At 66.5% G+C, this 11,695-nt stretch carries 10 protein-coding genes; 5 read left to right on the forward strand and 5 right to left on the reverse strand.

The window, feature by feature from the left end:
• Nucleotides 1-4 precede the first annotated feature (4 nt).
• Nucleotides 5-469, reverse strand: coding sequence for a hypothetical protein (locus tag JYJ84_RS17170; RefSeq protein WP_122944696.1), 465 nt, complete (start codon nt 467-469; stop codon nt 5-7).
• Between the two features lie 247 nt (nt 470-716).
• On the opposite strand from JYJ84_RS17170, the gene JYJ84_RS17175 reads away from it, so the two are divergent.
• On the forward strand, nt 717-1,934 hold the full coding sequence (locus tag JYJ84_RS17175) for a Bcr/CflA family multidrug efflux MFS transporter (protein WP_175222812.1): 1,218 nt from the start codon (nt 717-719) through the stop codon (nt 1,932-1,934).
• Between the two features lie 96 nt (nt 1,935-2,030).
• Here the strand turns inward: JYJ84_RS17175 and JYJ84_RS17180 are convergent, their stop codons facing one another.
• The 3 genes from JYJ84_RS17180 to zwf all read right to left on the reverse strand — a co-directional run bounded on the left by JYJ84_RS17180 (nt 2,031) and on the right by zwf (nt 6,175).
• Entirely contained in the window at nt 2,031-3,959 is a 1,929-nt protein-coding gene (locus JYJ84_RS17180) for a bifunctional transcriptional regulator/glucokinase (RefSeq protein ID WP_122944698.1), read from the reverse strand.
• Nucleotides 3,937-4,617, reverse strand: a complete 681-nt coding sequence (pgl, locus tag JYJ84_RS17185; protein WP_175222811.1) for a 6-phosphogluconolactonase — start codon at nt 4,615-4,617, stop codon at nt 3,937-3,939. The genes JYJ84_RS17180 and pgl overlap by 23 nt, the downstream gene beginning before the upstream one ends.
• An 88-nt stretch (nt 4,618-4,705) precedes the next feature.
• Nucleotides 4,706-6,175 (reverse strand): glucose-6-phosphate dehydrogenase, encoded by a 1,470-nt coding sequence (gene zwf / locus JYJ84_RS17190; protein ID WP_122944700.1) that lies wholly within the window; start codon nt 6,173-6,175, stop codon nt 4,706-4,708.
• A gap of 430 nt (nt 6,176-6,605) precedes the next feature.
• Between zwf and JYJ84_RS17195 the strand changes: the two genes are divergently transcribed.
• The 4 genes from JYJ84_RS17195 (at nt 6,606) to JYJ84_RS17210 (ending at nt 11,008) form a co-directional block, all read left to right on the forward strand.
• A complete protein-coding gene (locus JYJ84_RS17195) occupies nt 6,606-7,853 on the forward strand; it encodes an ABC transporter substrate-binding protein (protein WP_122944701.1) in 1,248 nt (415 codons plus the stop codon).
• 138 nt (nt 7,854-7,991) lie between these two features.
• Nucleotides 7,992-8,930: a carbohydrate ABC transporter permease gene (locus tag JYJ84_RS17200; protein ID WP_122944702.1), complete on the forward strand. Its 939-nt coding sequence runs from the start codon at nt 7,992-7,994 to the stop codon at nt 8,928-8,930.
• Nucleotides 8,920-9,777 (forward strand): carbohydrate ABC transporter permease, encoded by an 858-nt coding sequence (locus JYJ84_RS17205; RefSeq protein ID WP_043181722.1) that lies wholly within the window; start codon nt 8,920-8,922, stop codon nt 9,775-9,777. Before JYJ84_RS17200 ends, JYJ84_RS17205 begins: the two co-directional genes overlap by 11 nt.
• Before the next feature lie 112 nt (nt 9,778-9,889).
• Entirely contained in the window at nt 9,890-11,008 is a 1,119-nt protein-coding gene (locus tag JYJ84_RS17210) for an ABC transporter ATP-binding protein (protein ID WP_174976954.1), read from the forward strand.
• Between the two features lie 84 nt (nt 11,009-11,092).
• On the opposite strand, the gene JYJ84_RS17215 is transcribed toward JYJ84_RS17210, so the two are convergent.
• Nucleotides 11,093-11,695 (reverse strand): trimeric intracellular cation channel family protein (locus JYJ84_RS17215; RefSeq protein ID WP_240201866.1); only part of this gene is annotated, 603 nt, incomplete at its 5' end.

The raw sequence follows: 11,695 nt of genomic DNA on the forward strand, positions 1-11,695 counted from the left end.
CCCGTTATCGATCCGGCAAGGGCGGCGGCTTGCGCTTGCCGGTCAGCTCGGCCCAGCGCTTCTCGAGCGGGCCTTCGACCATCGGCTTGATCACCGTGCCGGAGCTCTGCGCATCCCAGGTCTGCACCGAGTACGGATGGACGCGCAGCGCGTCGCGCGCGATCACGACGTCCTCGTGCGCATCGACCAGCCAGTCGTACACGAAGTCGATGCACAGCCGGTAGCCGCGCTTCGTCGACGGATCGGGCACCTCGTACGGCGCGCGCGTCACGTAGCCGGAGCCGAACACGCCCTTGGGCTCCTTCGCGACGCGATGCAGGAACACGCGGTCGCCCGGCAGGATGCCGCGCGCGAAGCCGCAGCCCCACACGTCATGCACGGCCTCGCCGGCCTTCACGCGCGCGGCGACGTCGGGCAGGTCGGGCCACGGCCATTTCTTGGGGCTCCAGATCAGCAGGAAAGCGGTCATCGGTTGGATCGTGCGTCGAATTGGTCAGACAAGAGGGGCGAGGAGCTGCAAGCTTAATCGAATCCCCGCGCTCGATCCCGTGCGGCGGGCGTCGTGCCGGTGTTTTCCCGCCAGCCGCGCACTTGGCCGCCAGCACGTAAAAAAGTTGCGCGTACAATCATGGGCCTGAGCGCACCGTTCGCGGCGCGGCCTCCCGTCTTCATCGCCACGCGCGCCCCGATGCGCGCGGGCTCCATTCCGGATACCCATGTCTCACGTCATCCGACGCCGGCCCGATGCCCGGCTGATCCTGTTGCTCGGCGCGCTGGCCGCCTGCGGGCCGATCGCTACCGACATGTACCTGCCGAGCCTGCCGTCGATCGCCGACGGCTTCTCCGTCAGCCCCGGCGCCGCGCAGCGCACGCTCACGAGCTTCATGGCCGGGTTCTCGGTCGGCATGCTGCTGTACGGCCCGCTGTCCGACACGTGGGGCCGACGCCCCGTGCTGCTCGGCGGCATCGCGCTGTTCACGCTCGCGAGCATCGGCTGTTTCGTGTCGACCTCGATCGACATGCTGATCCTCGTGCGCTTCCTGCAGGCGCTCGGCGCCGGCGCCGCGTCGGTGCTGTCGCGTGCGATCGCGCGTGACGCGCACGAGCCGACCGACGCGGCGAAGGTGCTGTCGATGGTCGCGATCGTCACGGCGGTCGGGCCGCTGCTCGCGCCGCTGATCGGCGGCCAGATCCTGCGTTTTTCGGGCTGGCGCGGCGTGTTCGTCGTGCTGGCCGTGTTCGGCGCGGTGTGCGCGGCGACCGCGTACCTGCGCGTGCCCGAAACCTGGCCGAAGGAGCGGCGCAAGAGCGCGGCCGTGCTCGCGTCGTTCGCGTCGTACGGGCGCATCCTGTCCGATCCGGTCGCATGGGGGCACATGCTGTGCGGCGGGATGGCATTCGCGTCGATGTTCTCGTACATCACTGCCACACCATTCGTGTACATCGAATATTTCCACGTGTCGCCGCAGCACTACGGGCTGCTGTTCGGCCTGAACGTGGTCGGCATCATGATCGGCAACTTCGCGAACACGCGGCTCGTCGGCCGCCTCGGTTCGCTGCGCATCATCGCGGCCGCGTCGCTCGTGAGCTGCATCGCGTCGCTCGCGGTCGCGCTCGTCGCGCTGACGGGGTGGGGCGGGCTGTGGTCGATCGTCGTGTGCCTGTTCTTCGTCGTCGGCGTGGTCGGGATCCTGTCGGCGAACTGCACGACCGACCTCATGCATCGCTATCCGCACAACGCGGGCGCGTCGGCGGCCGTGTTCGGCGCGATGCAGCTGGCACTCGGCGCGCTCGCGAGCGTCGCGATCGGCGTACTCGCGGACGGCACGCCGTTCGCGATGGGCGTGACGATCGGCATCTCGGGCGTGCTGTGTTTCGCCGGCCGCTACCTCGTGCTGCGCTGGCACGGGCGGCCCGTCAAGGCGGGCGCCTGAACCGCGGCCTGACGGCAGAATGAAAAACGCCACCGCGCGCGCTGCGCCGGTGGCGTTTTTGTTTGGAACGCAGAAAGCGGCTGCCGCCGCACCGCGTCAGTCTCGCGCGACGTCCTTCGCCGCCGGCGACGCGCCGTGGCTCAGCCAGTCGAGCACGTCGGCCGTTTCATCGTCGTTCGCGCGGGCCTTCGCCTGCGCGACGGCTTCGGGCAGTTCGCCGTTCGTCGACGCACGGCGGATCGCGACGCCGACCGCGAGGATGTCGATCATCAGCAGATGCAGGATCCGCGAGATCATCGACAGTTGCGATTCACGCATCTCGATGTGGTCGGTTTCGAGCGCGACGGTCGCGCGCTTCGCGAGCGGCGTGTTGCTCGACGTGATCGCGATCACCTTCGCACCGGCCTGCATCGCGACGTCGAGCACGCGCAGCAGCTCGGGCGCGCGTCCCGACTTCGACACCGCGACGATCACGTCACCCTTGCCGAGCAGCGCGGCCGACGCGGCCTGCATGTACAGGTCGCCGTACGCGATCGTCGGGATCCCGAAGCGGAAGAACTTATAATGCGCGTCCTGCGCGACGATGTTCGAGTTGCCGAGCCCGTAGAACTCGATGCGCCGCGCGCCGTTCAGGATCTCGATCGCGTTCTCGACGTGCTCGAAATTCAGGTGCTCGCGCAACTGCAGGATCGCCGACACCGTGTTGTCGAGCACCTTCGCGCCGAAGTCGGTGGCCGTGTCGCCGAGATGCACCTGGCTGTGGCTCATCGGAATCGTGCCGGTGAGGCCGGTCGCGAGCTTCAGCTTGAAGTCGGACAGCCCCTGGCAGCCGAGCGAGCGGCAGAAGCGGATCACCGTCGGCTGGCTCACGTCGGCCTTGCGCGCGATGTCGACGATCGGATCGTTGATGATCGAGCGCGGATGGTTCAGCGCGAGATCGGCCACGCGGCGTTCGGCCGGTGTCAGTGCGTCGCGCATCTGGCGGATCCGTTCGAACACGGCCGACGACGCACCGCCCGAGCGGTTCGACAGTTGCTCCGCGAGGATCGCCGACACGCCGAGGAACGCCGGGTATTCGGCGGTGATCAGGTAGGTCGGGATGTTCTCGAGGTAGTGCGTGAAGCGGCCCTTCGCCTCGAAGCGCGCGCGGAACGACGAGCGCGTGAACAGTTCGCCGAGCTTCAGCGCGACTCCGCCGCCGATGTACACGCCGCCAAGCGCGCCGAGCGTCAGCGCGACGCTGCCCGCGAACGCGCCGAGAATTCCGCAGAAGCATTCGACCGTCTCGAGCGCGAGCGCGTCGCCCGCATGCGCGCGCTCGACGATCTCGACCGTGTCGACGGTCGCGGCCACGCGCTTCTTGTCGCGCGCGGCGAGCGCGCGATAGATGATCTCCATGCCGGGGCCCGCGCACACGCGTTCGAACGACACGTGCGGAAACTTTTTGCGCGCGTACTGCAGCACCAGGTCCTCGCGCTCGTCCTGCGGCGCGAACGACGCGTGGCCGCCTTCGCTGCCGAGCGCGATCCAGCGGTCGTCGGCCGGAATCAGCCCCGACACGCCGAGCCCGGTGCCGGGCCCGAGCAGACCGATCACGCTGTTCTGGCGGCGCGCGCCACCGCCGACCTGCACGCGCTGCGCGTCGGTCAGGCCCGGCAGCGCCATCGCGAGCGCGGTGAAATCGTTGACGACGAGCAGCGTATCGAAGCCGAGCGCGCGGCGCGTCGCCTCGATCGAGAAGGTCCAGTCGTGGTTGGTCATCGTGACCTGATCGCCGTCGACCGGATTGGCGATCGCGATCGCCGCGTGATTCACGCGGCTGATCTTCACGTCCTTCAGGTACTTGCGGATCGCGTCGGTGAGCGTCGGATAGTCGGCGCCGGGATACACGCGGATCTGCGTGATGTCGCCCGGGCCGGTTTCCAGCGCGAAGCGCGCGTTGGTGCCGCCGACGTCCGCGAGCAGGCGCGGGCCGTCGGCATGCTGGCCCGCGACGGCCGCCTTACTTTGCGCACCAGTAGACATCGAGCTGGGTCCCCTTGTCGTTGGCCAGTTGGGAAATCGCGTTCTTCTGCAGCGATGCGGCCGCGGCATCGAGCACCGCGCGCTTGCGGTCGCCCGCGATCAGCAGGAACAGCCGGTCGACGCGCTTGAGCGCATCGAGCGAGAAGCTCACGCGCGCATGCGGCGCGGCGCCGGGATGCACGGCGACGAAACGCTCGGGCGTCGTGATCGCGTGATCCCATTCGGGCGCATCGGCGAAGATCGACGCGGTATGGCCGTCCTCGCCCATGCCGAGCACGGCGACGGTCGGCACGCGGTAGTCGGCGTTCGCGTTCAGTGCGGCGACGTGCGCGTCGAGCGCGGCGCGTGTGTCGACGAGGGGCAGGAAGCGGGCAGGGGCGGCTGCATGCTGCAGCAGCGTGTCGCGCACGAGGTGCGCGTTGCTGGCTGCGTCGTCTTCGGGCACCCAGCGGTCGTCGACCAGCGTCACGTCGACGCCGGCCCAGTCGAGCGCCGCGTGCGACAGCGTTTGCAGGAACGGGCGCGGGCTCGTGCCGCCGGACACCGCGAGCGTCGGGCGCTCGGGCCCGGCGAGCGCGGCGCGCAGCGCATCGCCGACGGCGCGCGCGAGCGCTTCGCTTTGCGCTTCCTGGGTGTCGAAAGCGTGGATCTCGATCACATCTCCTCCGGACTGCTTTGTCTGTTCAAATCGTACGAATCGTGGGGCACGTTGCCGCGCACGGTGGCGTGTGCGGCAACGGTTTGCATCAGTTCTCTTCTTCGAGCCAGCAGGTGTCGTGCTGCGCGAGCATCGCACTCGCCGCGGCCGGCCCCCACGTGCCCGCCGCATACGGCTTCGGCGGCTTCAGCGTGCGTGCCCATTCGTTCAGGATAGGCTCGACCCAGCGCCATGCGGCTTCCTGTTCGTCGCGACGCACGAACAGGGCGAGGCGGCCGTTGATCACGTCGAGCAGCAGGCGCTGGTACGCCTCCATCTGCCCTTCCTTGAAGAACTGGTCGAACGCGAGGTCGAGGTGCACGCTCGCGAGGTTCATCCCTTCGCCCGGCTGCTTCGCGAGGCAGTACAGGCGGATCGTCTCGTTCGGCTGCAGCCGGATCACGAGGCGGTTCGAGCCGGGGCGCAGCGCGGTGGGCCCGAGCGCCGAATGCGGCACCGGGCGGAAATTGACGACGATCTCCGCGACGCGATCGGCAAGACGCTTGCCGGTGCGCAGGAAGAACGGTACACCGGCCCAGCGCCAGTTCTCGATCTCGACCTTCAATGCGACGAAGGTTTCGGTCTGGCTGTCGGGCTTCACGCCCGGCTCGGTCGCGTAGGCCGGCACCTGCGCGCCCTTGATCACGCCCGCATGATACTGGCCGCGCACGGCAACCTTGCCGATGTCGCGCGGATCGACGGGTTTCAGCGCGCGCAGCACGCGCAGCTTTTCGTCGCGTACCGAATCCGAATCCATCGAATGCGGCGGTTCCATCGCGACGATCGACAGCAGCTGCAGCAGGTGGTTCTGCACCATGTCGCGCAGCGCGCCCGTATTGTCGTAGAAATCGCCGCGTGCCTCGACGCCGAGCTCTTCGGCGATCGTGATCTGGATGCTCTCGACCCATTCGCGGCGCCACAGCGGCTCGAACAGCGCATTGCCGAAGCGCAGCGCGAGCAGGTTCTGCACGGGTTCCTTGCCGAGGTAGTGGTCGATCCGGTAGATCTGGCCTTCCGCGAAGATTTCGCCGACCGCGTCGTTGATCGCATTCGACGACTTCAGGTCGTAGCCGAGCGGCTTCTCGAGCACGATGCGCGAGCCTTCGCTCAGGCCGACCGACGCGAGCGCCTTGCAGATCGGCACGAACAGCGACGGGCCCGTCGCCAGATAGAACACGCGGATGCCGGGCAGCGATGCCACCGCGTCGCGCAGCACGACGTAGTCTTCCGCGCGGCCGAGATCGAGGTGCACGTACTCGATGCGATCGAGGAAGGACTTCCATGCAGCTTCGTCGAACGCCTTGCCGGCGGCCTTGGCCGCGTGCGGCTTCACGTGTGTATCGACCCAGTCGAGATAGGACGCACGATCCGATTCATGACGCGCCACGGCGACGATCCGGCCGCTCTCCGCCAGCATGTTCGCACGGTGCGCTTCGAACAGCGCGGGCAGGATCTTGCGCATCGACAGATCGCCGGTGCCGCCGAAAAGTACGAAGGTAAAGCTGGAATCGGTATGCATGTGTCTCCGCCGGGTTGGGGTGCTGGGAAGCGATCCGCAGTGCGATAAAAATATTTTTGACACTGAATTGTAGTTTAACTACAATCCGCCGCAAGGGGTAGCACCTGGGTGAAGAAAAAAAGAAGTGCGGTCGATGAACTGCGCGAGCTTCGCCTTCGGGAACGCCTTGTGCCGAATGTTATCGGACATTGACGGCGCGCATCGTCAGCGCGACGTCTGCCCCGGGCTCGCGCCGCATCATCGCGGCGGGCCAGAAACACAAAGAGGAGACACGCCGTTGAATCTCGATTCACGCTTTCTGTAAGAGCCCGGCCGGTCATCGGCCCCGTACGCTGCATGCGTCCCGCGGCTCGATTTCCCCGTCGTTATCAAGAAGCCGGTTCCCGGTCAGGGAACCTCACGAGTTGATTCAGTCTGGAGGAGATAAGTAATGAAAGTTCGCTCGATCATGGGTGCGCTCTGCGCGGCAGGTCTGATGGCTGGCGCCGTGGCGGCGCAGGCAGCCGAGAACGTAACGGTGCTGCACTGGTGGACCTCGGGCGGCGAGTCGAAGGCCGTCGGCGTGCTGAAGGACGACGTGCAGAAGCAGGGCTACGTGTGGAAGGACTTCGCGGTCGCGGGCGGCGCCGGTGCCGCGGCGATGACCGCGCTGAAGACCAAGGTGATCAGCGGCGACGCACCGTCGGCCGCGCAGATCAAGGGCCCGCTGATCCAGGACTGGGCCGACCAGGGCGTGCTCGTCAACATCGATTCCGCTGCCGGCGACTGGAAGCAGAACCTGCCGCCGGAAATCGACAAAATCATCAAGTACAAGGGCCACACCGTCGCGGCGCCGTTCTCGGTGCACCGCGTGAACTGGCTGTACATCAACAAGGCCGCGCTCGACAAGGTCGGCGCGAAGGTGCCGACCACCTGGCCCGAATTCTTCGCGGTGGCCGACAAGCTGAAGGCCGCGGGCATCCAGCCGGTCGCGATGGGCGGCCAGCCGTGGCAGGACCTGACGCTGTGGGAAGACGTCGTGCTGTCGCAGGGCCCGGCGTTCTACAAGAAGGCGCTCGTCGACCTCGACCAGGCAACGCTGACGTCGCCGCAGATGCTCGACGTGTTCAACACCGTGCGCAAGATCCAGGGCTACTTCGATACCGGCCGTAACGGCCGCGACTGGAACCTCGCGACCGCGATGGTGATCAACGGCAAGGCCGGCATGCAGTTCATGGGCGACTGGGCGAAGGGCGAGTTCGAGAACGCCGGCAAGAAGTCGGGCAAGGACTACATCTGCGCAGCGGTGCCGGGCACGGCGAATTCGTACACGTTCAACGTCGATTCGTTCGTGTTCTTCCAGCAGAAGGGCGAGAAGGCGGCGACGCCGGGCCAGCTCGCGCTCGCGAAGACGATCATGACGCCGGACTTCCAGGAACAGTTCAGCCTGCTGAAGGGTTCGGTGCCGGTGCGCCTCGGCGTGAAGATGGACAAGTTCGACGACTGCGCGAAGAAGTCGTATGCCGACGAGCAGACCGCGATCAAGTCGGGCGGCTTCGTGCCGTCGCTCGCACACGGGATGGCGCAAAGCGATGCGACCGCCGGCGCGATCACGGACGTCGTGACGAAGTTCATGAACTCGCAGCAGGATTCGAAGAGCGCGGTCGCCGCGCTCGCGAAGGCCGCGAAGGTCAAGTAACGCGCGACAGGCGCCCGGCCGGAAACGCTTCATCGGCCGGGCGTTTTTGCATGTGCAGCAAACGGGCTCGCCCGCGGGCTTGTGCCGTACCTGGCGCCGGCCCGGCCTGCGTCGCCCTCGTTCCAGGAGTCGAATCAAGTGGCTGCCCCTCTTAGCGGAAACGGATCCGGCGCTGCCGCCGCACGGCGTACGTCGCCGATGTCGGCCTTCGCCGATCGCTGGATTCCGAAGCTCGTGCTTGCGCCGAGCGTCGCGATCGCCGTGGTGTTCATCTACGGCTTCATCCTGATTACCGGCTATCTGTCGCTGACCAACTCGCGACTGTTGCCGAACTACGAATTCGACGGCTTCGGCCGTTACACGGACCTGTTCCAGAACGACGTGTGGTGGACCTCCGCCGCGAACCTCGGCTGGTTCGGGATTCCGTTCATCGCGATCTGCGTCGCGCTCGGGCTGTTCCTCGCGATCCTGCTCGACCAGCGGATCCGCAACGAAGGCGCGCTGCGCGCGGTTTTCCTGTACCCGATGGCGCTGTCGTTCATCGTCACCGGCACCGCGTGGCAGTGGATCCTGAACCCGGGCCTCGGCCTCGAGAAGGTGATGCACGACTGGGGCTGGGCGAGCTTCTCGTTCGACTGGCTCGGCGATCCTGACAAGGCGATCTTCTGCGTGGTGATCGCGGCCGTGTGGCAGTCGACCGGCTTCGTGATGGCGCTGTTCCTCGCGGGGCTGCGCGGTGTCGATGCGGAGATCTTCAAGGCCGCGCAGGTGGACGGCGCGACGCTGCCGACCATCTACCGCAAGATCGTGATCCCGAGCATGCGCCCGGTGTTCTTCTCGGTGCTGCTGATCCTCTGCCACATCACGATCAAGACCTTCGACCTGGTCGTCGCGCTGACGGCGGGCGGTCCGGGCACGTCGTCGTCGCTGCCGGCCATGTTCATGTACACGTTTTCGTTCAACCGCGGCCAGCTCGGGCTCGGCGCGGCGTCCTCGGTGATGATGCTCGCGACCGTGGTCGCGGTGCTGGTGCCGCTGATGTATATGGAATCGAGGAGCACCCGCAATGCAGCCTAAGATGACGATCAGCCGGGCAGTGATCTATGCGGCACTGATCCTGTTCGCGCTGTATTTCCTGTTCCCGATCTACGTGATGCTGTCGACGTCGTTCAAGGATCTCGACCAGCTGCGCACCGGCAACCTGCTGACGCCGCCCACCACGTGGACCATCGACCCGTGGGTGAAGGCGTGGAGCGGGGCGTGCACCGGCGTGCGCTGCGACGGCATGAAGCCGTTCTTCCTGAACTCGCTGCAGATGGTGATCCCGGCCGTGCTGATCTCGTCGCTGATCGGCGCGTTCAACGGCTACGTGCTCACGCACTGGCGCTTTCGCGGCGCGGACGCGCTGTTCACGATGATGCTGGTCGGCTGCTTCATCCCGTTCCAGGTGATCCTGCTGCCGATGGCGCGCCTGCAGGGGATGCTCGGCCTCGCCAACACGATTCCGGGCCTCGTGTTCGTGCACGTCGTGTACGGCATCGCGTTCACGACGATGTTCTTCCGCAACTTCTACGTGAGCGTGCCGGCCGAGCTCGTGAAGGCCGCGCGCATCGACGGCGCGGGCTTCTTCACGATCTTCACGAAGATCCTGCTGCCGGTGTCGCTGCCGATCTTCATGGTGTGCCTGATCTGGCAATTCACGCAGATCTGGAACGACTTCCTGTTCGGGATCGTGTTCTCCGGCGTCGATTCGATGCCGATCACGGTTGCGCTGAACAACCTCGTCAACACGTCGACGGGCGTGAAGGAATACAACGTCGACATGGCGGGCGCAATCATCGCCGCGCTGCCGACGCTGCTCGTCTACATCGTCGCCGGCCGCTACTTCGTGCGCGGGCTGACGGCGGGCGCGGTGAAGGGGTAAGCGCGGCTTCATCCGATACGACGAACCGGCCGCGCCTCGCGCGCGGCGCATCGAAACGAACCCGACGCGGCGCCCGAGTGCGCCGCGCGAGACGAGACAGAGGATTCACAGCATGGCAAGCCTTTCCATCCGTGACGTGTACAAGACCTACCCGAACGGGGTGCCGGTCCTGAAGGGTGTCGACATCGAGATCGAGGACGGACAGTTCCTGATCCTGGTCGGCGGGTCGGGCTGCGGGAAGTCGACGCTGCTCAACATGATTGCCGGGCTCGAGACCGTGACGAGCGGCGAGATCTGCATCGACGGCAAGGTCGTCAACGACCTGTCGCCGAAGGATCGTGACATCGCGATGGTGTTCCAGTCGTACGCGCTGTATCCGTCGATGACGGTGCGCGAGAACATCTCGTTCGGCCTGAACATCCGCAAGGTGCCGAAGAGCGAGCAGCAGCAGATCGTCGACCGCGTGTCGCAGATGCTGCAGATCCAGCACCTGCTCGACCGCAAGCCGGGCCAGCTGTCGGGCGGCCAGCGCCAGCGTGTCGCAATGGGCCGTGCGCTCGCGCGCGATCCGTCGCTGTTCCTGTTCGACGAGCCGCTGTCGAACCTCGACGCGAAGCTGCGCATCGAGATGCGCGCGGAAATCAAGCTGCTGCACCAGCGCCTCGGCACGACGATCGTCTACGTGACGCACGACCAGATCGAGGCGATGACGCTCGGCGACCGGATCGCGGTGATGAAGGATGGCGTCGTCCAGCAGTTCGGCGCGCCGCAGGAGATCTACGATTCGCCGTCGAACCTGTTCGTCGCGGGCTTCATCGGCGCGCCGCCGATGAACTTCATCAACGGCAAGCTGGTCGAGCAGGGCAGCGGGATCGCGCTCGAGATCGATACGGGCGTCAAGCGCGGCGCGCTGAACCTGCCGTTCGACGCGGCGAAGCTGAAGTCGCACGTCGGCCGCGAGGTGATCCTCGGCCTGCGTCCGGAGCGCATCACCGACGTGCGCCACGCGCACAACGGCGACGCGTCGCACCTGCAGCCGTTCGACGTGCGCGTCGACGTGACCGAGCCGACCGGCCCCGATACGCACGTGTTCGCGCAAGTGAACGGCAAGCGGATCGTGAGCCGCGTGCATCCGGCCGCGAACCCGCAACCCGAACAGACGCTGTCGCTGCTGTTCGACGTGTCGAAGGCCGTGCTGTTCGACCCGGCGTCGGAAGAGCGGATCGCGTAACGCGGCGCTCGCGCTGAACGAAAGAAGGGGCCGTCTCGAACGGCCCCTTCTGTTTTGGCGATGCGGTTGACGCTACAACGGCAGTCAGTGCGGCAGCCTGACGTCGAACTTGAACGTCGCGAGCCGCGCGACGAGGATGAAGCCGGTCGCGAGCAGCACGCTGTAGACGGAATCAAACTGCAGCCACACGAGCAGCAGATAGAACCAGCAGCCGACGAACGCGCAGGTCGCGTACGGCCGCGAATCGCGCAGGATCAGCGGAATGTCGTTGCACAGCACGTCGCGGATGATCCCGCCCACCACGCCCGTGATCACGCCCATCATCACCGCGATGAAGCGCGGCATCTCGGCATCGAGCGCGATTGCCGTACCCGAAATGCTGAAGATCCCGAGCCCGATCGCATCGGCGACGAGCAGCAGCCGCTCGGCCGACAGCCGCGACAACATCCGCAGCACGAACGGCGCGAACAGCGCGAGCACGAAGATCACGATCACGTAGTCGTCGTGCACGACCCAGTAGAACGGCCGGCGCTCGAGCAGGATGTCGCGCAGCGTGCCGCCGCCGAATGCGGTGGCGAGTGCCACCACGAACGTGCCGACCGAGTCGAGGCGGTTCTTGCGTGCCTCGATGAAGCCCGAGATCGCAAAGGCCAGCGTGGCGATCGCCTCCAGTATCGCGATCGCGAG

The sequence above is a fragment of the Burkholderia sp. LMG 13014 genome, from assembly GCF_905232215.1.
Lineage (GTDB): Bacteria > Pseudomonadota > Gammaproteobacteria > Burkholderiales > Burkholderiaceae > Burkholderia.